This window comes from Streptomyces sp. WAC07094 (genome assembly GCF_036320405.1).
GTDB lineage: Bacteria > Actinomycetota > Actinomycetes > Streptomycetales > Streptomycetaceae > Streptomyces > Streptomyces lannensis.
In genome coordinates, this window is record NZ_JAVMJZ010000001.1 from 8263179 (window position 1) to 8283389 (window position 20211).

General features: G+C 69.8%; 20 protein-coding genes. 11 read left to right on the forward strand and 9 right to left on the reverse strand.

Annotation, left to right across the window (positions count from 1 at the left end):
• Positions 1 to 211: 211 nt before the first annotated feature.
• Together RCR19_RS37110 and RCR19_RS37115 are read right to left on the reverse strand one after the other, a co-directional pair.
• The gene (locus RCR19_RS37110) at positions 212 to 1372 is read right to left on the reverse strand and encodes an NAD-dependent formate dehydrogenase (protein WP_331269129.1); all 1161 of its coding nucleotides are present in this window, start codon (positions 1370 to 1372) and stop codon (positions 212 to 214) included.
• Positions 1373 to 1502: 130 nt separating this feature from the next.
• Positions 1503 to 2447 carry a LysR family transcriptional regulator gene (locus tag RCR19_RS37115; protein WP_331269130.1) on the reverse strand — a complete coding sequence of 315 codons (945 nt, stop codon included), beginning with the start codon at positions 2445 to 2447 and terminating at the stop codon, positions 1503 to 1505.
• Between the two features lie 546 nt (positions 2448 to 2993).
• On the opposite strand from RCR19_RS37115, the gene RCR19_RS37120 reads away from it, so the two are divergent.
• The 3 genes from RCR19_RS37120 to RCR19_RS37130 all read left to right on the forward strand — a co-directional run bounded on the left by RCR19_RS37120 (position 2994) and on the right by RCR19_RS37130 (position 4472).
• Positions 2994 to 3371 carry a hypothetical protein gene (locus tag RCR19_RS37120; protein ID WP_331269131.1) on the forward strand — a complete coding sequence of 126 codons (378 nt, stop codon included), beginning with the start codon at positions 2994 to 2996 and terminating at the stop codon, positions 3369 to 3371.
• Between the two features lie 299 nt (positions 3372 to 3670).
• A complete protein-coding gene (locus tag RCR19_RS37125; protein ID WP_331269132.1) occupies positions 3671 to 4057 on the forward strand; it encodes an SsgA family sporulation/cell division regulator in 387 nt (128 codons plus the stop codon).
• Positions 4058 to 4262: 205 nt separating this feature from the next.
• On the forward strand, positions 4263 to 4472 hold the full coding sequence (locus RCR19_RS37130) for a hypothetical protein (RefSeq protein WP_331269133.1): 210 nt from the start codon (positions 4263 to 4265) through the stop codon (positions 4470 to 4472).
• A 369-nt stretch (positions 4473 to 4841) separates the two neighbouring features.
• Here the strand turns inward: RCR19_RS37130 and RCR19_RS37135 are convergent, their stop codons facing one another.
• From RCR19_RS37135 to RCR19_RS37145, 3 genes are all read right to left on the reverse strand, one after another.
• The gene (locus RCR19_RS37135) at positions 4842 to 5063 is read right to left on the reverse strand and encodes a hypothetical protein (RefSeq protein ID WP_331269134.1); all 222 of its coding nucleotides are present in this window, start codon (positions 5061 to 5063) and stop codon (positions 4842 to 4844) included.
• A 160-nt stretch (positions 5064 to 5223) separates the two neighbouring features.
• On the reverse strand, positions 5224 to 5931 hold the full coding sequence (locus RCR19_RS37140) for a helix-turn-helix domain-containing protein (RefSeq protein WP_331269135.1): 708 nt from the start codon (positions 5929 to 5931) through the stop codon (positions 5224 to 5226).
• Between the two features lie 134 nt (positions 5932 to 6065).
• Entirely contained in the window at positions 6066 to 6656 is a 591-nt protein-coding gene (locus tag RCR19_RS37145; protein WP_331269136.1) for a TetR/AcrR family transcriptional regulator, read from the reverse strand.
• Positions 6657 to 6826: 170 nt separating this feature from the next.
• Between RCR19_RS37145 and RCR19_RS37150 the strand changes: the two genes are divergently transcribed.
• The 4 genes from RCR19_RS37150 to RCR19_RS37165 all read left to right on the forward strand — a co-directional run bounded on the left by RCR19_RS37150 (position 6827) and on the right by RCR19_RS37165 (position 10921).
• On the forward strand, positions 6827 to 7456 hold the full coding sequence (locus RCR19_RS37150) for an isochorismatase family cysteine hydrolase (RefSeq protein ID WP_331269137.1): 630 nt from the start codon (positions 6827 to 6829) through the stop codon (positions 7454 to 7456).
• A complete protein-coding gene (locus RCR19_RS37155) occupies positions 7453 to 9030 on the forward strand; it encodes an aldehyde dehydrogenase (NADP(+)) (RefSeq protein ID WP_331269138.1) in 1578 nt (525 codons plus the stop codon). Before RCR19_RS37150 ends, RCR19_RS37155 begins: the two co-directional genes overlap by 4 nt.
• 107 nt (positions 9031 to 9137) lie before the next feature.
• The gene (locus RCR19_RS37160; protein ID WP_331269139.1) at positions 9138 to 10406 is read left to right on the forward strand and encodes an MFS transporter; all 1269 of its coding nucleotides are present in this window, start codon (positions 9138 to 9140) and stop codon (positions 10404 to 10406) included.
• A 29-nt stretch (positions 10407 to 10435) separates the two neighbouring features.
• On the forward strand, positions 10436 to 10921 hold the full coding sequence (locus tag RCR19_RS37165) for a lipocalin-like domain-containing protein (protein WP_331269140.1): 486 nt from the start codon (positions 10436 to 10438) through the stop codon (positions 10919 to 10921).
• A 372-nt stretch (positions 10922 to 11293) separates the two neighbouring features.
• Here RCR19_RS37165 and RCR19_RS37170 read toward each other — a convergent pair whose 3' ends face one another.
• Both RCR19_RS37170 and RCR19_RS37175 read right to left on the reverse strand, forming a co-directional pair.
• Positions 11294 to 12391 carry a PP2C family protein-serine/threonine phosphatase gene (locus RCR19_RS37170; protein WP_331269141.1) on the reverse strand — a complete coding sequence of 366 codons (1098 nt, stop codon included), beginning with the start codon at positions 12389 to 12391 and terminating at the stop codon, positions 11294 to 11296.
• A gap of 93 nt (positions 12392 to 12484) precedes the next feature.
• Positions 12485 to 12955 carry a helix-turn-helix domain-containing protein gene (locus tag RCR19_RS37175; protein ID WP_331269142.1) on the reverse strand — a complete coding sequence of 157 codons (471 nt, stop codon included), beginning with the start codon at positions 12953 to 12955 and terminating at the stop codon, positions 12485 to 12487.
• Between the two features lie 89 nt (positions 12956 to 13044).
• On the opposite strand from RCR19_RS37175, the gene RCR19_RS37180 reads away from it, so the two are divergent.
• Complete coding sequence (locus tag RCR19_RS37180) at positions 13045 to 13539, forward strand: PaaI family thioesterase (protein ID WP_059129888.1); 495 nt, start codon at positions 13045 to 13047, stop codon at positions 13537 to 13539.
• A 354-nt stretch (positions 13540 to 13893) separates the two neighbouring features.
• Positions 13894 to 15093, forward strand: a complete 1200-nt coding sequence (locus RCR19_RS37185; RefSeq protein WP_331269143.1) for an Ig-like domain-containing protein — start codon at positions 13894 to 13896, stop codon at positions 15091 to 15093.
• 118 nt (positions 15094 to 15211) lie between these two features.
• On the opposite strand, the gene RCR19_RS37190 is transcribed toward RCR19_RS37185, so the two are convergent.
• Complete coding sequence (locus tag RCR19_RS37190) at positions 15212 to 15901, reverse strand: response regulator transcription factor (RefSeq protein ID WP_331269144.1); 690 nt, start codon at positions 15899 to 15901, stop codon at positions 15212 to 15214.
• A 136-nt stretch (positions 15902 to 16037) separates the two neighbouring features.
• Entirely contained in the window at positions 16038 to 16565 is a 528-nt protein-coding gene (locus RCR19_RS37195) for a GNAT family protein (protein WP_331269145.1), read from the reverse strand.
• 627 nt (positions 16566 to 17192) lie between these two features.
• On the opposite strand from RCR19_RS37195, the gene RCR19_RS37200 reads away from it, so the two are divergent.
• Together RCR19_RS37200 and RCR19_RS37205 are read left to right on the forward strand one after the other, a co-directional pair.
• Entirely contained in the window at positions 17193 to 17501 is a 309-nt protein-coding gene (locus RCR19_RS37200; protein ID WP_331269146.1) for a hypothetical protein, read from the forward strand.
• 422 nt (positions 17502 to 17923) lie between these two features.
• Positions 17924 to 20197, forward strand: a complete 2274-nt coding sequence (locus RCR19_RS37205) for a SpoIIE family protein phosphatase (protein WP_331269147.1) — start codon at positions 17924 to 17926, stop codon at positions 20195 to 20197.
• Positions 20198 to 20211 lie beyond the last annotated feature (14 nt).

Genomic DNA, 20211 nt, shown 5'->3' on the forward strand with positions numbered 1-20211 from the left:
GTACAGCGGCTCGAAGCACCCGGTCTCCGGGCCAGGAGCGTAGGTCCGGACGTCGTGGTCGGTCCTTGGTGCGAAGGCCGTGACGCGGGGGCCGGCTACGCTCGGCCGCTCCGACCTCTGCCTCCCTTCGGCGGCGTTCGCCGAAGGGAGGCAGGCGCCCGAGGCAGGAACGGTCATGTCGGTGGGACCGAGAGGCGAGGGCCCCGAGCGGTCAGTCCGTGACGGAGTAGGAGTGGGCGCCGGTGCCGGCGAGCGCACCCCCGTCCACGATCAGGTACTCGTCCCGGATCGGCCGTCCCGCGAACCACGACTCGAGGATCTCCCGGGTACCTGCCGCGTAACGGGCCTGAGCGGACAGTGACGAGCCGGAGATGTGCGGGGTCATCCCGTGGTGCGGCATGCTGCGCCAGGGGTGGTCCGCCGGTGCCGGCTGCGGGAACCAGACGTCGCCGGCGTAACCGGCCAACTGCCCGCTGCGAAGGGCTCGTTCGACGGCGTCCTGGTCGACGATACGGGCCCGTGCCGTGTTGATGAGATACGCCCCGCGCTTCATCGTGCCGAGCAACTTGTCGTCGAAGAGGCCTTCCGTCTCAGGGTGCAGCGGAGCGTTGATGGTGACCACGTCGCAGTGCGGGACCATGTCGGCCGCGCTCTCGTGGAAGGTGAGGCCCAGTTCCTGCTCCACCTCGCGGGGCAGCCGGTGCCGGTCGGTGTAGTGCAGCTTCACGTCGAAGGGGGCGAGACGGCGCAGCACCGCGAGTCCGATGCGGCCGGCGGCCACCGTGCCGACGTGCATGCCCTCCACATCGTAGGAGCGGGCCACACAGTCGGCGATGTTCCAGCCACCGTCGAGGACCACCCGGTGGGAGGGCAGGTAGTTGCGGACGAGGGACAGCGTCATCATCACCACGTGCTCGGCGACACTGATGCTGTTGCAGTACGTGACCTCGGCGACCGTCACACCGTGGGAGATGGCGGCATCGAGGTCGACATGGTCCGATCCGATGCCGGCGGTGACGGCGAGCTTGAGGTTCTTGGCCGCGGCGATGCGCTCGGGGGTCAGATAGGCCGGCCAGAAAGGCTGGGAGATGACGATGTCGGCGTCGGGCAGCTCCCGGTCGAAGACCGAGCCGTCGCCGTCCTTGTCGGAGGTGACGACCAGGGTGTGCCCGGCCTCCTCCAGGAAACGGCGCAGACCGAGTTCGCCCGAGACGCTGCCGAGAAGGTGGCCGGGGGTGAAGTCGGTCGACTCGGGGGTGGGGGTGGTCTGTCCACCGGGGTAGTGGCCGATCACGGGGAGATCGTCACGAGCGTACGAGGTCGGGTAACCGTCGGTGGGGTCTTCGTACAGAACGCAGAGCACCTTGGCCATGTCGCGGCTCCTCAACTCCGATGTGCGGGAGCTCTGCCGAACTCCCGTGCGGGAAGGTGCACTTCACGATCCTCGCGGTCGAATGCGCAGGTCAAAGCGAATGTTGCTATGGCCGTATAGCCGACGGCTATCAACTCCCGTCGCCCCGACCGATGTCGAGGTGCGTCTTGAGCAGTTCGTCCAACGCCTCCCGTACACCGGCCTGCCGCGCCACCCTCAGCAGGGCCCCGGCCAGTACGGACGGAGGGTTGTCCGGGCCGGTCACCAGACCCACGCGCGGTCCACGCGCGGGCCCCTCCAGTGGAACCACCCGCATTCCGTCCGGCACACCGAACATGTGCAGCCACGCATGTGAGATCACGCTCGACCAGCGGCCGCCGGGCAGGTGTGCGTACAGTCCGGCGACGCTGTCCGACTCGATCGCCGGTGCGGCCACGGCGCCGTCGGCCGCGAAGCACTCGTCCATGATCCGGCGGTTGCGCATGCGTGCGCCGAGCAGGCACAGCGGGAGCGACGCGGCCTGCGACCAGCGGGCTGTGGACGCCGTGGCCATGGGGCCGTCGGCCGGAGTGAGGAGCACATAACGCTCCTCGTACAGCGGGAACCTGCGTGCGCCGCGCAGGCTTTCGTCGTCGAGGTATGTCATCGCCGCATCGAGCTCGAACTCGCCCAAGCGCTGCGTGATCTCGGCGGACGACAGCGAATCGACGCTCACTCGGGCCCGTGGGTGGCTCTCGCAGAACGGAGTGGTCAACAGGGACGCGGCAGGCAGCGCCGTCGGGACCACGCCCAGCCGTAGCGTGCCGGTGAGGCCGCCGCGAAGTTCGGACAACTCCTGGTGCAGGGCGTCGCGCTCGGCGAGGATCCGGTGCGCCCAGGCCAGCACCAGCTCGCCCTCCGGGGTCAGTCCCTCGTACCGTCTGCCGCGACGCACGATCGAGACGTTCAGTTCGTGCTCGAGCCGGCGTATCCCGGCGGACAGCGAGGGCTGCGAGACATAGCAGGCGGCCGCCGCCCGGGCGAAGTGCCGTTCGCGCGCGAGGGCGACGAGGTACTCCAGCTGACGCAGCAGCATTGTGCGGCCTCCGGACGCGGTTCGGCCGAGGGCGAGCGGTTCCCCGCGGAATCCGGCGAACTCCCTCTGCCCGTCGGCGAGATGAAACTCGAGGGCCCGGTGGCAGCGGTTCCCGATCCGGTCGGTGCGGCGGGGTGCTGTGTGATGGGCGGACGTAATCTACGGCCCCCTTCCGGCACTGTCGATCCGGGCGCCGGGGGATCTCGCCATCGGATGCCCGTGGTGTCCGCCCGCCGACCCCTCGGTCACGTCATCGACGGACGGCCGCGGAGGGTGCCTCCGGCGACCGCGATCGCCGGGGGAGGAGGTAGGGCGGCGCTCTTGCGGCGACCCCTTTGCAGGCCTGTTCGCTCGTGTTCGCACCTCTCCGACGTGCTGTGATGAGCCTCACCGCAAACATGAGGCACCCCTCGAGTACGCTGGCACAGGTGAAGATGAGGGGTGCCTCCGGATGAGGCCCCCGTCACTCGGAACCCGACTGGTCCGGAAACCCCGGATCACGGCGGTCACCCGGCCGCCGGACCTTCGCAAAGACAGGGAAAGACCATGAACAAGATGATCAGGCGCGCATCGATCGCTCTCGCTTCCACCGCGATGGTCGCCGGAGGCGTCCTCGGCGCCGGCGGCGCGGCCTCGGCGGCGACTGCCGCACCCGTCGACCAGGCCCAGTCCTCGGTCACCGCAGTCGACGCCGGTCACGCACGTGACGGCTACCACATGGAGCGCCACGAGGGCTGGAACCGCGGTGGGTACACGCACGACCGCAAGGAGCTCCGTCACGGCCACCACTCCGCGTGGGACGGACGTGGAGACGTCCACCACGTCCGTGGCGGTGACGACCACCGGTGGGTCGCGGTGTCCTCGTCGCACGGTGTCACCGCCGAACGCTGGTACCAGGACCAGCTGGACCTGTTCAACCTCTGATGCGACCGCAGGTCGTCGCGGTTTTGCCGAGTCGCAAGGACGTGGCCCGAGGGCGCGCCCTTGCCCCGTCGGCGGTTCGCTCGCCGGACCTGAGTCGGCCCGGGGCCGATGGGATCGCTTCCGGCCGAACGGGGTACACGGAGAAGCCGTGTGCGCTGTCTTCGCCTTCCTACGCTTCAGGGCGCGCTGTGATGCCACCAGCCCCCGAAGCACTGTGGGGCGATCGGGGTGCCGGACCGGCGGGCGTAGAGGAATGAGGAACAGTGAGATCAGTCAGAACCGTGGCACATGAGCTGCCCGTGCGACTTGTCGTGTCGCACGAGACGTCGATGGAGATGTTCGCAGGGCTTTGGTACGAGGCGGACGATCCGTATGCCGTGCGTGCCGCCTTCTATCCCGTGGACCGGAGCGGAAGGGTCGAGTGGTGCCTCAGCCGCGAGATGCTGGCCCAGGCCTTGAGCGAGCACACAGGGCATGGCGACGTCCGGATGTGGCCGGCCGGTGGCTCGGGACGCGATGCGCTGTACATCTCTCTTCGTACCCCGCGGGGCTCCGCCCTGCTCGAACTCCCCGCACAGGGCGTGGAATCCTTCCTGCGTGAGACGTGGTCCCTGGTACCCCTGGGGACGGAGTCGGAGCGGCTCGACCTGGACGGCGAGCTTGCGCAGCTGCTGGCGGGAAGCTGAACGTCGCTCCCTGGCTGACGAGCTCCCCTGGAGCGTGCGGGCCCCGCGGCCGATCGTGCCACCGGGCCTGTTGTGTGGCCGGAGCCATCCGAAGTCCACACGATGTCGAAGCCTCCTTCGACCCCCTCGACGAACTTTCCCCGCGCCGTGACGTGCGTCCGGCGTCGGGCAATGTCGCCGCCTCGCGTACACCGGGATGCATGGAATGCGCGGTCATGAGCGGTCGGCGTCACATCGTTTCCGACCGGAGTCCGGCGCCGAGAGCCGGGCCGACGGCGAGATCGGTGTGCGGAAGGCCGACGCCGAGCTCCCGGGCGAGGTGGTGCAGCAGCCCTCCCGGACCCGCCCGGCCGTGGTTCCCGCCTCGGGCACCCAGCTTCTGGAACCCGGTGTCGCATTGGTGCGCAGCGCCTGAGCCGTGTCCTCACCGAGACGTCTTGCACCGGGCGGTCGGCGTCGATGTACGGCCGACCGCCGTGTTCCCAGGCCCCCTTCCCTCTCACCGGCACGCGCTGACGACGACGTACAAGCCATCGCCGTGACGGTCGAACTCGTCTTGGAAGTCCACTCGCCCGCGCCCGGCCGGACGGTCACCGGAACGTGTCCGCTCGAGCAGCTCTCGCGGAGCCGGGTGAGGTGCGAAGGCGAGGCTCAAGAGCGCAGGGTCCCGCTCGGCGTTCAGCTCGGCACGGTCATTCGGATGCCCCCGCTGAGACGGGGTTCCTCCCGGAGCACACCCGAGGCTCACGGTGGCGTCCGGGGGCCGTATCCGGCCGGAAACGGGCTACTCGTCCGCATCGGCAGTGGTGTTCGCCACGAAGACGCTGAGACGGTAGGTGGTCGGCTGAGCCAGGCGCCCGCACGACGTGTCCATGCGTACGGCCGTCCAGTCGATCCGCTCGTCCGACTCACGCAGCCGGTGGATACGGGCGCGCCACTCCGACTCGTCCTGAGTCTCGAAGAGAATGTCCCAGTGGCCCGCACCGGCCGCGGCCTGCTGCCTCACGTCGCGCCGTCGACGTCTCCTCCTGCGCTGCCCTGGCATCGGATCAGCATCGCCGGATCGCATGCGGGCAGCAAGCCGATGACTCGTGCAGACCGACAGAACCGTGCCGATCACATGTCACAAAGAGGCTGCTGTTCACTCGCCGTACAGGCGCGGACGGTCACGCCTCTTCGTGGCACTCGCCGCATTCCTCTTCGGGACACTCGACGGTGGTCAGCATCTGCTCGACCTGGTGGGCGGTCAGCGGGGGTTCCGGCAGCTCCTCGTGGGAGCAGTCGGCGCGGAAGGCGTCGAGCATCAGGTGCAGATGGCGACGCCAAGCTTTGGGCGCCACGGTACGGGTGGCCTGGATGATCCCGGCCTGCGACCAGATCACGAAGGCGAGGTCTTCCGGGGTGACGTCGTCGCGGAGCACACCCTGCTCCTGGGCGTTACGGAAGATCTGGGCGCCCAGTTCCTTCGCGCGTGCGTCCATGTTCCGGCCGATCGCGTGGGTGGGCAGCCGGGCCGAGATCAGGTCGTTGAAGGCCCGGTCGCAGGCCTGGAGCTCACACAGCTTCTCCAGGTAGTGGCAGAACCCTCGCCAGGCGTCGTCCATGCCCGCGGCATCCTCGGCCGCTACGAGCAGGTCCGTGAACTTCGCCGTGAAGAGCTCTTCGATCAGATCGAGGCGGCTCGGGAAGTGTCGGTAAAGCGTTCCGATCGCGACGCCGGCCTCGCGGGCCACGCCCTCCAGAGAGGCGCCCAGGCCCTGTTCCGCGAAGGCCGTGCGGGCGGCGCACACGATCGCGTCCCTGTTGCGCTGCGCGTCACGGCGCAGCGGCTTGGCCGACGCCTGGGACGCGGACAGGACGGTTCGCTGGCTCATGCGGCGAGCGTAACATGAGGGACCCCTCGAAATAGGGGGACTGTGACCTTGTAGACACCGTGACCTGCACCGCTCCACCGGCACGGCGACGGGGCGCGCACCTGTTGCGGCGCGCCCCGTCGGAGGGTGAAGCCTCAGGCCGCGGGAGCGGATGCCCGGGGCCCTCGCTGCTTGAGTTGTTCGGCGACGTTGGTGAGCAGTTCGTCGGACAGGCCGGCGTCTGCGACCGCCCGTGACATGAGGACCGCGCCCACCAGCGCGCTGAGGGTGAGCATCGCCTCGGCGCGGGTCTCCTCGGAGTCCTCGTCGAGCCCGGCGATCAGGTCCAAATAGGTGCGGACCTGGTGTTCGTAGGGCTCCTTGAAGTGCTCGTCACCGCGGCCGGCGGCGGCACCCAGGGTGACCAGGGCGCATCCGGTGGCGGGGGAGTCGCGGTGCTGCTGCCCGAGATAGGCGTCGATCAGACCGGTCCGCGGCTCCTGCTCGTTCCTGCGCGCGGCGCGCTCCATCTTCGCCGTGCCCTCGGCCAGGGCCAGGCTCGCGGCCTGGGAGATCAGATCCTCGCGCGAGGTGAAGTGCTTGTAGAAGCCGCCGTGGGTCAGTCCGGCTTCCTTCATGAGGTCCGTGATGCCCGGGCGCGTCACGCCCTCCGCGCGCACCTTGCGGGCCGCTATGCGCAGCACCCGTTCGCGGGACGCAGCCTTCTCCGCCTGTGAGTGCCCCATGCCGGGCCTCCCTCCGAGAAATGGCGCAGACGCCTGAAGAAATTTAGATGATGCACATCATACACATGGGTTGGAAGTTTGGGCTGAGCTGCTGATATTTGACTTCCAGGATGATGGGAGTAATCCTCATTTCTGGATGCTACTCATCATCCAGATTTTGAGGAGAGACCATGTCCGAGAGCTACGACCCGCGCCGCACGGCGGTTCTGCTCGTCGACCCCTTCAACGACTTCCTGTCCGAGGGAGGCAAGATCTGGCCGCGGCTGCAGGCCCAGGCCGAGGAGGTCGGTCTGCTGGACAATCTGCGCTCGGCCGTCGCCTCCGCCCGGGAGGCCGGTGTGCAGGTGCTGTTCGTCCCGCACCGCCGCTGGGAGCCTGGGGACTACGAGACCTGGGACCATCCCAATCCCACCCAGCGCAGCATCATGAAGACGCACAGCTTCGCTCGCGGGAGCTGGGGCGGGGAGTTCCACAGCGACTTCCAGCCGCGACCGGGCGACGTCGTCGTCCAGGAGCACTGGGGGCAGAGCGGGTTCGCCAACACCGACCTGGACTTCCAGCTCAAGCAGCACGGCATCAGCCATGTGGTGCTTGTCGGCCTGCTGGCCAACACCTGCATCGAGTCCACGGGCCGCTTCGCCATGGAACTCGGCTACCACGTGACACTGGTCCGCGACGCCACGGCCGCCTTCCGGCCCGAGATGATGCAGGCCGCGCACGAACTGAACGGCCCCACCTTCGCCCACGCGATCCTCGACACGGGAGAGCTCGTCGCCGCCATCGAAGGGGGCAAGGCGTGACGCTGACCGGAGAACTTCTGATAGGAGCAGCCGCCGTGCCCGCCTCGGCAGGCACGATGAGGGCGCTCAACCCGGCCACCGGAGAGCTGATCGAGCCCGAGTTCGCCTTCGGCGGTCACGCCGAGGTCGACCGCGCCGTCCGTCTCGCCGACGAGGCCTTCGACAGCTACAGCCACACAGGCCTGGCCGAGCGGGCCGCGTTCCTCGACCTCGTCGCGGACAAGCTCGAGGCGGTCAAGGGTGAACTCGCCGCACGCACCTCGCTGGAGACTGGCCTGCCCGCGGCCCAGTTCGAGGGCGAGACCATCCGGACGGCTGCGGTGTTCCGCAAGTTCGCCACCGTGGTCCGCCAGGGGCGGTTCCTGCAGGCGACCATCGACCCCGCCCAGCCGGACCGGCAACCCGCACCACGCGTGGACCACCGGATGCAGAAGGTGGCCCTCGGTCCTGTGGCGATCTTCGGCGCGAGCAACTTCCCGATCTCCTACTCGGTGGCGGGCGGCGACACGGTCTCCGCCCTGGCCGCCGGCTGCCCCGTCGTCCTCAAGGCCCACAACGCCCATCCGGGCGTCTCCGAGATCGCCGGCCGCGCCATCCAGCGGGCCGTCGCGGAGGCGGGACTGCACGAAGGCGTCTTCTCGCTGGTCCGGGGCCCTGGCAACGAGATCGGTGAGGCCCTGGTGGATCACTCCCTGGTCCGTGCGGTCACCTTCACCGGTTCCGAGGCCGGCGGAATGGCGCTCTTCCGCCGGGCCCAGCAACGCCCCGACCCCATCCCCGTGTTCACCGAGATGACCAGCGTCAACCCGACCTTCGTCCTGCCCGCCGCCGCCGCGGCCCGTGGTGCGGAGATCGGCGCGGGGCTCGCCCAGCGTGCGCAGTACAACGTCGGGCAGGCCTGCCTGAAGCCGGCCGTCCTGCTGGGTGTCGACGGCCCCGGCTTCGAGGAGATGCGCGAAGCGGCGCGTGCCGAGGTGGAGAAGGTGGCCGCGCGGACCATGCTCACACCGGGCATCCACGACGCCTACACGCGCAATGTGCAGCGGCTGGAGGACAGCGGTGCCACGCGTATCGGCGCCGGCCCGGATCCGATCCGCGCATGGGACGGCCAGTCCCTGCTGTACGAGGTGAGCGGTGAGCAACTGCTGGCCGACCCCGCCCTCCGTGAGGAGGTCTTCGGCCCCGCCGTCCTGCTGGTCCGGCTGACCGGCCTCGAGCAGCTCTTCGAGGCTGCCCGCGCATTCCGTGGGCAGCTCTCGGCCACCATGCACGCCGACCGGCCCGATCACGCCGCCGCGGCACGGCTCCTGCCCATCCTGGAGCGCCGTACCGGCCGCATCGTGGTCAACACCTTCTCCATCCCTCAGGAGGTGTCCTACGCCTCCGTCCACGGTGGGCCCTTCCCCGCGACGTCGGACAGCCGGTTCACCTCCGTCGGAATGAGCGCGATCGAGCGGTTCCTGCGTCCGGTCACCTACCAGGGATTCCCGGACGAACTGCTGCCGAGCCCGCTGCGCGAGGCCAACACGCTGCACCTGTGGCGGCTCGTCGACGGCGAACTCACCCGCGACTGACGCCGCCCCCCGTCCCGATCACCGAACAGGCCCCGTCCCGGCACCGGCGTCCCCACGCCGGTGCCGGGCGGTGCCCCCGCTCACCCAGTGTCTCCGTGAAGGGCCCCATGACCCCGCCGTCCCCCGCCCCGGCCATGAAGCGCGGCACCATCCCCGTCTTCGCCGTCGCCACCGCCATCACCGTCGCCAACATCTACTTCACCCAGCCGCTCCTCGAGCGGATCGCCCTGGACCTCGGTGTCTCCTCCACGGCCGCTGGAGGCGTCGCCACGGCCGGCCAGATCGGCTACGCCCTGGGGATCGTCGCGATCGTCCCCCTCGCCGACCGTGCCCCGCTGCGCAGGGTCTCCCGAATCCTGCTCACCGTCACCGCGATCGCCCTGCTCGCCGGAGCGCTGGCCCCCTCGATCGCGCTGCTGAGCCTTGCCACCCTCGTCCTGTCGACGACCACCGTGGTCCCGCAGATCATCATGCCCACCGTCGCCTCGCTGGCTGCCAAGGGCCAGGCGGGCCGAGCCCTGGGGGCCGTCGGCACCGGACTGACTCTGGGCGCTCTGCTCTCCCGCACTGTGTCGGGAGCCCTCTCCCAGGCGACCGGAACATGGCGCGCCGACTATTTCGCCGCCGCGCTCGTCACGGCCTGCCTCCTGTTCGTCCTGCCTCGATACATGCCGGAGCGCGGTGCGAACACCGGTGAGAGCACAACCGGTTACCTGAAACTGCTCGCGTCCATGCCCCCGCTCGTCCTCCGCCACCCCTCCCTGCGCCTGTCCGCCCTCCTCGGCGCGGGGGTCTACGGCGCCTTCTCGTCGTTCTGGGCCACCCTTGCCTTCCACCTGTCCCAGAAGCCGCTGGAACTCGGACCGGCCGCGGCGGGACTGTTCGGTCTCAGCAGCGTCCCCGGCGCCTTGGCGGCCCGTTACTCCGGAAGGCTCAGCGACCGGTACGGCCCCGACACCGTCAACGTCATCGCCCTGGTCTCCGCCACGACCGCCTTCCTCGTCTTCCTGCTTGACGGCGACTCCCTCGCGGCCCTTGTCATCGGATGCAATCTGCTGGGCTACGGCACCACGAGCGCCCAGATAGCCAACCAGACCCGGATCTTCGCAGGGCCCGTGGCGGTACGGGCCAGGCTGAACACCCTCTACATGTTCTCCCTGTTCGCGAGCGCCGCGGTCGGCTCCGCCCTCGCCGTCGCGCTCTTCGAGCGCCATGGCTGGACGGCGGTGGCCTTGGAGGGGATGGCCTTCCTCGCCCTCGCGGCACTCATCCTCACGGTCCACGCCGTCAACCGGCACGGCACCCCTGAGGTTCCGGGGACCCGACGTGCCTCCCGTGCCGCACACCCCGAGCCCGCCGTGAGTGAACACCGGTAGGCGACCCCGCGGAAGAAAGGAACACCCCCATGACCACCCTCCACCCGGCACACACCGACAGCGAACGTCAGGCCTGTGAAGCGGTGCGCAGACGGCTGATCGGCGCATGGACACTCGTGTCGTACACCGCGACGAGCGCCGACGGACATGTCATCCACCCGCTCGGCCCCGCACCGCAGGGACTGATCGTCTATACCGCCGACGGTCATATGTCTGCCCAGTTGAGCCGTGGCGACCGTCCGGCCACTGGCTCCGAACGTCTCGAGGACAGCCCGCCGGAGGAGTTGGCCCGGGCGGCGGTGACCTATGTCGCCTACGGAGGCCCCTTCGACGTCGTGGACCCGACCACCGTCGAGCACCACGTCACCACCAGCCTGTTCCCCGATTGGGTGGGACGGCCCCAGGTGCGGAAGGTGACGTTCGACGACACATGCCTGAAGCTCGGCCTGGCCACCCCCGTGCGCATGTGGGGCGGGTACCGCACGGCGGAATTGACATGGCGGAAGCCGTACTGAGCTTCCCGCCCCGACAGCCCCGGCCCACCGGCGACCTCGAGTACCGCAGCATCAGGTGCTCCGGTCTGCGGGGCGTCGGACCTCCCCGGCGTGGCGGGCGGGTCACTCCCGCTCCGGCGCTCCCGCCTTGACTGTCGGGAGGTGACGCAGGGAGCCGTGGGGACGACGTACGGCCGGTTGCCGCGAGCCCAGGTCGTCGGGGGATCGGGACCTCCGCCATGCCGGGATGCGGCAGCCGAGCTGTGTGGGCCGCCGGAGTTGGTCGGGCGGGGGCTCGGGCGCGGGCGGAACACCGTCCGCGCCCGCCACATGTCGGATGCGATCCACAACCGCGGCGTCCTGTTCGTCACGTCGGCGGTCAGGGGCGAGGCGTCAGGTGCGCATGCAACGCAGCGCGAGGGCCGCGATGTCGTCGTCGAGCACTCCTTCGCTGTAGCGGAGCAGGTCCCGGTGCAGCCGGGCGAGCAACCCGCCGGGCGGCGTCGGCCACTGCTGCCGCAGCCAGTCCGGCAGGGGGAAGAAGTCGCCGTCGCGGTTGCGGGTCTCCGTCACGCCGTCGGTGTAGAGCAGCAGTTGATCGCCCGGCACGAAGGCCAAGGTGTCGACGTAGTAGCGGTTCCCGACCAGGGGGCCCAGATTGAGGGGCGGTGAGACGCTGGTGGGCTCGGCGACGCGGATCTCTCCGCCGTGCACCAGCAGCGGTGGGGGATGGCCGCAGTTCAGGAGTCTGACGCAGTCGCCGCCGTAGGGGATCTCGGCGATGAGCGCGGTGGCGAAGTGCTCGGGCAGGTGCTGGGTGGGGAACGCCACACCGTGGCGGGCGATACAGGTCTCGAGGCGGTGGACGATGCCCGTCAAGTCGGGCTGGTCGTACGCGTTCTCGCGGAAGCAGTTGATCAGCGCTGAGGCCGCGCCCACCGCGGACAACCCCTTGCCGCGGACGTCGCCGATGAGCAGCCGGATCCCGTACGGCGTCTCGGCCGCCTCGTAGAAGTCCCCTCCGATCCGGGCCTGTTCCTGGGCCGCCAGATACAGCGACTCGATCGCGACGTCCCGGATGCGGTTGGGCAGCGGTCGCAGCAGGACCTGTTGGGCCGTGTCGGCGACGAGCCGGACCTGGACGAGCGTCTCCTCCCTCTGCAACCGAAGACGGCTCGCATAGGCGGCCGCCAAGGTGACCGCGACGATCGCCGCACCCGTGTAGGGCGTCCCGAGATCGGAGTAGAGGAAGCTGAGCCCGATCATGACCAGCAGACAGCAGACTCCCAGAAGCACCGTCGCGAACACGGACCACATCGAGGCGGCGAGCGCGGGCGCCGCGGGCAACAGGCGGCTGATGGCGATCTCCCTCGGCGTGGAGAACGCGAGGCTCGCGATGAGGACGGTGACGATGACCGGGGACAGCAGCGCGGATCCCCGCCGTCTCGCTCGCTGAGGACGACGATGGGGGAGCCTTCCTGTCCTGATCACAAAAGGCACCCTATCGGGATGAACCGGGCATAGAGTGGCGATGTCCGGTGCCGTTGTCGTGATGCCGCGGCGAATGCGGCAGCCCACGGCCGCTCAGGTGGCGGAGTGTGCCGAGGCGCCGGCCTGTGTGTAGGCCTGCCACGGGGTGAGGGGCCCGTGCCGGCCCTCCCCGCAGACGACGACGGTCTCCAGCGGTTCACCGCAGTCGCGGTGCCGGACCTCGAGCGGTGGTCCTTCCGGGTCCGCGGTGTAGTGGTCGCCCCACTGCTTCAGCGCGATCATGACGGGCCACAGGTCCCAGCCCTTGCGGGTGAGCCGGTACTCGTGGCGCGTGCGGCGGCCGGGCTCCCGGTAGGGGACGGTCTCCAGGATCCCGGCACCGACGAGCGTGCGCAGTCGGTCGGCGAGCACGGCCTCGGAGAGTCCCACATGCCGTCGGAAGTCGTCGAAGCGGCGCACGCCGTTCATGGCGTCGCGCAGCACCAGGAGGGACCACTTCTCCCCGATCAGGTCGAGGGTGCGCTGCACCGTGCAGTTCTCGGTGCTGGTCTCGAGCCACGTCATGGGTCCATCGTAGGCTGACTTCGACATTGACATCCAGGGGTGTGCATAGCTAGCTTCGAACATGGAAGGCAGCTGACGAGGAGACACATATGAGCAGGTCACGCACGTTCGAGTGGGAGGACCCGAGGGTCTCCGCAGCCGCCGTCGGGCAGCAGAGCGGTCTCGACTTCCTCCGCAGCGTGATCAGTGGACGCCTGCCCGCACCTCCCATCGCCGCGACACTCGGCTTCACCCTGGAGCAGGTGGAGTTGGGCAGTGCCGTCTTCGCACTCGAACCGGGGGAGGAGCACTACAACCCCATCGGCAGCGTCCACGGGGGTGTCTACGCCACTCTGCTCGACTCGGCTGCCGGCTGCGCCGTGCAGTCCGTCCTCCCGGCAGGCATGGGCTACACCTCGCTCGACCTGAACCTGAAGTTCCTGCGCCCCATCACCGTCGACACGGGCAAGGTGCGCGCCGTCGGCAGCGTCCTCAACCAGGGTCGGCGCACCGCACTCGCACAGGCCGAGCTCTTCGACTCCAACGACCGCCTGCTCGCCCACGCGACCAGCAGCTGCATGCTGTTCCCCGTCCCTGCCGCCTAGGGCCGACAGGCCCGCGGCTCGTACGGGTTCTTGAGGATTCCCGGACCGGTTGTGTGCCGCGCAGCACGGTGAAGCGGTTCCCACGAACGAGCCCCGGCCGTCGACGTTCGGGGTACGCGTACGCGAGTCCCGCCGCCCATCGTGCGCCGATCCGTCGACCCGGGCTGCCGTGAACGGACCCGGCGGAGCCCGAGACGCGGTCGGCGGTCCTGACAACTTCCTGAAGAGTGCCGCTCAGGGTGGTGATCGGCATCCTTCCGCCGGCGTCGCCGGGCGAGCGGAGACCCCGGGCCGCGCGCGCCGGGGCCGCGCGTCCGGCGGCGCGGCATCCCGACGTATCCCGGAGTCCCACCCATGCGCCACACCCGTGCCGTCCCGGCCGTCGCCACCCTGTCCGTCACGGTCCTGCTGCTCACGGGCTGCGGCGCCGGAGGCCCCGAGGCGACCAAGGCGTCGCCCTCGGCCGGCGGCGCGTCCCAACCGCCGGTGGTCCTCACGCTGAACGCCTCGGACGGCCAGAAGCACGTGTCCGTCACGCGGGGCGGACAGGTCCGGGTCACCGGCGGCAGCATCACCCGGGTCTCGCTGACCACCGCGGACGGGGCCCCGGTGCCCGGCGTGCCCTCCGCGGACAGAAGGAGTTGGGCACCCGGGTCCCCGCTTAGGCACGGCACCTCCTACCGGTTGACCGTCACCGCCGCGGACGGGCACGGACACACGGTGAGTCGGCGGATCGCGTTCACCACACTCGCCGAGGGCGACCGCTACCTTGCGACGCACGTTCCGGAGAACGGGTCCACCGTGGGTGTGGGCATGCCCGTCTCCTTCACCTTCGACCGTCCGGTGAGGGACAGGAAGGCGGTGGAGTCCGCCTTTCGCATCACCACCGGCAGCGGACAGACGGTCGTCGGGCACTGGTTCGGGGACCGGCGCCTGGACTTCCGGCCCGAGCAGTACTGGGAGGCCGACTCGGACGTCACCGTCAGGATCGGCCTCGACGGGGTCGAGGGGGCGCCCGGAGCCTACGGCGAGCAGGAGCAGACCATCCACTTCCACGTCGGCCGTCGGCAGGTCTCGACCGTGGACGCGAGCGCCCACACGATGCGCGTGGAGCGCGACGGGGCGCTGTTGCGGACGATCCCGATCACGGCAGGCGCGCCCGGCAGGACCACCTGGAACGGACAGATGGTGATATCCGAGAAGCTGCGTACGACCCGCATGAACGGTGCCACGGTGGGCTTTGCCGGGGAGTACGACATCCCCGACGTCCCGCACGCGATGCGGCTTTCCTCCTCCGGCACGTTCGTGCACGGCAACTACTGGGGTCCCGACTCGGTGTTCGGGCACGAGAACATCAGCCATGGCTGTGTGGGGCTCAACGACATCAAGGGCGGCGGCGACCAGGGTCAGGACGCGGCCTGGTTCTACGACCACTCCCTGGTGGGCGATGTGGTCGTGGTCAGGAACTCGAACGACCGGACCATCGCGCCGGACAACGGCCTCAACGGCTGGAACATGTCGTGGAGTCAGTGGCGGGCCGGTTCGGCGCTCTGAGTCCGTCCCGGCCCGGGCGGGCCGCTCCGGTCCGCCACGGGCTCGGTCCCGGCCGGGTGCACCGGCCGGGACCGGTAGCCCTGCGAGCCGCGGTCCTCGCGCAGCGATACGCCCGCTGTCAGCCGCGATCCCCGCTCACCTTGTAGCCCACGCCGAACACGGTGAGCAGACGTACGGGCCGGCGGGGGTCGGCCTCGAGCTTCTTGCGCAGGTTCATGATGTGCACGTCCACGGCCCGCTCCGTGGACTCCCGGTCGATGCCCCGGGTGTACTGCAGCAACTGGCGCCGCGAGAACACCCTCCCCGGTTCGGAGACCATGGCCAGGAGGATCTCGAACTCGTCCGGCGTGCACTTCACCGGTTCGCCGTCGCAGAGCACTTCGCGCCGCGCGGAATCGACGGTGATCCTGGCGGCACGCACGACTTGTTGCTCCATGTGCTGCCGAGCGGTGCGTCGCAGCACGGTACGGATGCGCGCCATCAGTTCGCGAGGACTGTACGGCTTGGTCATGTAGTCGTCCGCGCCGAGGTCGAGGCCCTGCAGGACGTCTTCCTCGGTGGAGCGCGCGGTGAGCATGAGGACCGGGACGTCGCCCTCCTGCCGCAGCACCCGGCACACGCCGAACCCGTCGATCACCGGCAGCATCAGGTCCAGGACCACGAGGTCGGGACGATTGCGCCGGACCGCTTCCAGGGCGGCCCCGCCGTCGTGGACCACGGTCGCGGTGTGACCCTCGCGAAGCAGTGAGCGGCGTATGAGTTCGGCCTGATTTTCGTCGTCCTCGGCGACGAGTACATGTGCGTGCACGCTCGGGATCATAAGAAATGCATCGGGACTTGGACGACGGCGGGGTTGACCCGGGCACCACCGTGAAGCCTCGAGCCGATGATCTGCGTACCGCCGAGGCACCCGACCGGACGGGCGCCGGCGGTGATCGCGGGTGTCAGCCCTCGAGCGCGACCTCGCCCCGCAGCACGGAGTACAGGACCATGTCGCGCCAGGCACCGCCGCGGAAGCAGGCTCCGCGAAGCACTCCCTCCCGCGTGAAGCCGGCGGATTCCAGAGCCTTCTGCTCCGCGATGTTGGCGCTCTCGGTGCTCGCCTCGATCCGGTTCACCTGTGTGTGGGCGAACAGGTACTCGGCGAGCCGCCGTTGGGCGAGCTTGCCGAAGCCCTTGCCGCGCTCGGCGGCAACGAGCGCGATGCCGATGTTCCAGCAGGGGGAGTCAGGGCCCTGGAACACCTGCCGCCACTGCACCTCACCGACAAAACGGCCGTCCCCCGCGGCAACGGCCAGGCGCCCGCCCTGGTCGGAGACGAAGCCCTGCTCCGACCACTGCCTACGCAGCTGACCGGGGTTGCGGTAGCCGAAGAAACCGAAGTCCCCTGCCTGCGAAGGATCCTCGTAGAGGCGCTCCAGAAGATCGAGGTCGGATTCGACGACGGGGCGCAGGCGCACGGGCTCGGACATGGCGCCACAGTAGCCACCGCTGCGGCACGCCCGGCCAGCAGGCCACGCCGGCACAGTGCGTCCGCCCCGGCGGTATGTGTGCGCCCCCGGCGGGTGACACAGTCCCCCCGGCCTCGACACCCCAGCCGACCGTCGTCGGCGCGGCGACCCGTCGTCTCGTGTGGAGTGTCGGTGTCGCGGCGGGCGCCCCTCCGTCCGCCACCGCCGCGGGCCGCAGGGACAGGGGCCCGGTTCGGCCGCCTTGGTCACGAAGCGACGCCAAGTCCTCGGTGCAACCGGGGGGGGGTCACCCGAACGGTGGCCCCGTGATCGTTACAAAACCCATTGCTCCGGTCGAGGGAGGCAGGGCGGTGTCCTCATGAGGAGCGCCGTGCGATGCCGACCGCTTTTCTGCTGATCAGAGCGCAGTTCGGGGCAAGAGTGGACCAATGGTGCACGGTCCACCGGTATCGATGCCCTATACAAGGGAGTGTTACGGATATGTCGGTGTTTCGTAACACGAACCCTGTTGTTGATCTAGCGCCCCGGCGACCGGCCACAGTTGCGGACCTCGGCACCGAGCCGGGAAATCGGATGGCACGCCGGTCCTGAACAGGACGGGTGTGCACGAAAGTGAGGGGACAGCGCATGTCTGTTTCTCGTACCACGGTCCGCCTGTTCGCCACATTCGTGGCGTCGGGCGCCCTAGTCGCGGCGGCCGCCATGCCGGCGCTGGCCGACAGCGGCAGCCACGGCCGCGACCACGGCCGGAGCTACTCGCAGGCCCACCGTCCGGGCTTCCTGCTGGGCGGCCACGACCGGGACCGCAACCGTAGCCGGTACGGCCACCACTTCAACCACGGTCGCTACGGCAACTGGGGCCGGCACCACAGCCGGAACGGATGGCAGCGCTGGCACAACGACCGTCACCACCACCGCTTCCTCGGTCGCCGCTAGTCGGATTCGTCCGGAGGGCCGTCCCGATCCGAGCAGGATCCCTGTGATGTGGTGTCCGTCCGCGTGGACGGCGGCGGCGTTGCCGTAGCGGGTGGCGACGCCGTACCACTGCACCGGGCGCTCACGATGTGACGGTGCCGACCGGGTGACGGTGTGATCGCTCGGGTGGTAGGCCGGGGCCCTCTCGGGGGCCCCGGCCGTTTGCTGTTGTGCGCGCACGGACGTGCGGTCCACGTGCCCGTTTCCCCAGGGGTACGGTCGCGCGTGACGGGGAGTGCCGGTGGCCGGGAGGAGCGTGCGGCTGCCCGGGGAGCGGTCCGTGCTGCGCCGATCGGTGGCTGCTGACGGCGGGTGGTCCTGCCGACCGCCGGCCGGGGCATGGATGCTGCGGAGGTGTTTCCATGCTCGGCGGTGGCGTGCTCATGCGAGTCGATGAGAGCGGGCGGGTGATCGAGTGGAGTCCGCAGGCCCAAGCGATGTTCGGGTGGTCCCCGGAGGAGGCCGTCGGCCGGTCGGTCGCCTTCCTCGTGCATGAGACCGCTGCCGATGCGGTGCGGCGTCGGGTGGGCTTCGACGGCATGGGCTCGCTGCTGGTGAGGCCGGTGCTGACGGGTTCGTCCGTGGACTGGGAAGTGCGTGGCGCGGGGCATGCGGTGTCGGACCAGGATCTGGCGATCCTGCAGGCGTTGTTCGCCCAGTCGCCGGTCGGGCTGCATGTGCTGGACGACCAGTTGCGCATCGTCCGGATGAACACGGCCACGCGCGCGTTGCGCGGTGCACCGGTCGGCCGTCTCGTCGGCCAGGTGTTCACCGAGGCCTATCGGCTTGCCGATCCGCAGGAGGAGGAGACGGTCGCCCGCCAGGTCCTGGAGAGCGGGGAGCCGTCCCTGAACCGGCTGGTGCGGGGGATGCGGGTGTACGGGGACGAGAGGCGGAGCATCTATTCGGTCTCCTACATCCGGTTGGAGAACGCGGACGGGGACGTCCTCGGACTGGTCGCCTCGGCGGTCGATGTCACCGACCGGGAGCGGGCACTGCAGCGGCTGTCCGTGCTGGACGAGGTGCGCAAGAAAGTGGGGGAGCGGCTGGATGTGATCGCGGCTTGCGAGGATCTGGTGGACGCTGTGGTGCCGGCGTTCTCGGGGATCGCCGTGGTGGAGGTGATCGAGGACGTCGTCCGCGGTGAGGCGCCGCCGCTGGTGCCCGTGGACCGGGATGTGCCCCTGCGCCGCGCCGCGTTCCGGGGGCGGGTGACCGCGTATCCGGTGGGGGACGTACGCCATCTGCCGTACGGGACCCCCTTCTCACGGGTGCTGTCCGATCTGCGCCCGCGGCTGCTGCCGATCGACGAGGACACCCTGTGGCTGGCGGCCGATCCGCCCCGGGCCGACGCCATCAAGCGCTCGGGCGTCCACTCCCTGATCGTGGCCCCGCTGGCCCTGCGGGGCGAGGCGCTGGGCGTGGTCAGCTTCTACCGCCATGACCTCGAGGACCCGTTCGAGGAGGAGGACCTCGCGCTCGCCGCCGATGTGTGCGCACACGCGGCGCTGTGCATCGACAACGCCCGCCGCTTCGCCCGTGAGCGGACCATCGCCGCCACGGTGCAGCGCCGGCTGCTCCCCCAGGCTCCCACGGGGTCGACCACAGTGGACTTCTGCCATCTGCACCTCCCCGGACCCGAGGGCGGGGGCGCCTGGTTCGACGTGATCACTCTGGCGGGAGCGCGGACGGCCCTGATCGTTGGTGACGTCGCCGGTCAGGGGATGGCCGCGGCCACCACGATGGGACAGCTGCGGACCGTCATCTACTCCCTGGCGGCCCTGGACCTGGAGCCGGACGAACTGCTCGCCCGGCTGAACGACACGGCCGTACGGCTGGCCGCGGAACGCGCGGCGCTGCCCACCGGCGACCCCCTGCATCGGGAGCCGCTCATCGCCGGCTGTCTGATCGCGGTGTGCGACCCGGTGGATCTGACGATCACCGTCGTACGGGCCGGGCTGCCGGAACCCGTCGTCGTTCTCCCGGACGGCAGTTCGTCCACCCTCTGCGTGCCTGCGGGCCCACTGCTCGCCAGCACGGGCAACGCTCCGTTTCCCGCCACCACCGCCGACCTGCCTGCCGGAAGCCTGGTGGCCATCAGCACGGCAGGACTGGCCGAGAAGGTCCTCGCACCGTCGGCGGCGCTGCGATCGGTTCTGGACGACGGTGCGGACCGGCCGTTGGGCGAGTTGTGCGACACCATCGCCTACGCGCTCAAGGAGGGCGGGTGGCCGAGCGAGAAGTTGCTGCTGCTGGCCCGCACCAGAACGCTCCCCGAAGAACGGATCCTCACCTGCCGACTGCCCGACGGTCCCGAGGCCGCACCCTTTGCGCGACGGACCGTACGCCGTCGGCTCGCCACCTGGAACGTCGAAGAGGAGACCGCTTTCACCACGGAACTCATCGTCAGCGAACTGGTCGGCAACGCGGTGCGCTACGGCAGTCCGCCCCTGACGCTGCGCCTGATCCACGACGCCATGCTGACCTGCGAGGTCAGCGACACCGCGCCCAGCGGGCCGCATATGAGACACGCCCGTACGGTCGACGAGACGGGACGCGGCCTGTTCATCGTCGCCACCCTTGCCACCCACTGGGGCACCCGGTTCCAGACGGAGGGGAAGACCGTCTGGGCGCAGCAGTCCACCGGAACGACATGAGCGGGCGCAGAGCC

What these genes read in the sequence shown, in the direction of transcription:
- RCR19_RS37110 (WP_331269129.1), bottom strand. Translation starts at nt 1,372, where the DNA reads ATGGCCAAGGTGCTCTGCGTTCTGTACGAAGACCCCACCGACGGTTAC.
- RCR19_RS37115 (WP_331269130.1), bottom strand. Translation starts at nt 2,447, where the DNA reads ATGCTGCTGCGTCAGCTGGAGTACCTCGTCGCCCTCGCGCGCGAACGG.
- RCR19_RS37120 (WP_331269131.1), top strand. Translation starts at nt 2,994, where the DNA reads ATGAACAAGATGATCAGGCGCGCATCGATCGCTCTCGCTTCCACCGCG.
- RCR19_RS37130 (WP_331269133.1), top strand. Translation starts at nt 4,263, where the DNA reads ATGCGCGGTCATGAGCGGTCGGCGTCACATCGTTTCCGACCGGAGTCC.
- RCR19_RS37140 (WP_331269135.1), bottom strand. Translation starts at nt 5,931, where the DNA reads ATGAGCCAGCGAACCGTCCTGTCCGCGTCCCAGGCGTCGGCCAAGCCG.
- RCR19_RS37145 (WP_331269136.1), bottom strand. Translation starts at nt 6,656, where the DNA reads ATGGGGCACTCACAGGCGGAGAAGGCTGCGTCCCGCGAACGGGTGCTG.
- RCR19_RS37150 (WP_331269137.1), top strand. Translation starts at nt 6,827, where the DNA reads ATGTCCGAGAGCTACGACCCGCGCCGCACGGCGGTTCTGCTCGTCGAC.
- RCR19_RS37160 (WP_331269139.1), top strand. Translation starts at nt 9,138, where the DNA reads ATGACCCCGCCGTCCCCCGCCCCGGCCATGAAGCGCGGCACCATCCCC.
- RCR19_RS37165 (WP_331269140.1), top strand. Translation starts at nt 10,436, where the DNA reads ATGACCACCCTCCACCCGGCACACACCGACAGCGAACGTCAGGCCTGT.
- RCR19_RS37175 (WP_331269142.1), bottom strand. Translation starts at nt 12,955, where the DNA reads ATGACGTGGCTCGAGACCAGCACCGAGAACTGCACGGTGCAGCGCACC.
- RCR19_RS37180 (WP_059129888.1), top strand. Translation starts at nt 13,045, where the DNA reads ATGAGCAGGTCACGCACGTTCGAGTGGGAGGACCCGAGGGTCTCCGCA.
- RCR19_RS37185 (WP_331269143.1), top strand. Translation starts at nt 13,894, where the DNA reads ATGCGCCACACCCGTGCCGTCCCGGCCGTCGCCACCCTGTCCGTCACG.
- RCR19_RS37195 (WP_331269145.1), bottom strand. Translation starts at nt 16,565, where the DNA reads ATGTCCGAGCCCGTGCGCCTGCGCCCCGTCGTCGAATCCGACCTCGAT.
- RCR19_RS37200 (WP_331269146.1), top strand. Translation starts at nt 17,193, where the DNA reads ATGTCTGTTTCTCGTACCACGGTCCGCCTGTTCGCCACATTCGTGGCG.
- RCR19_RS37205 (WP_331269147.1), top strand. Translation starts at nt 17,924, where the DNA reads ATGCGAGTCGATGAGAGCGGGCGGGTGATCGAGTGGAGTCCGCAGGCC.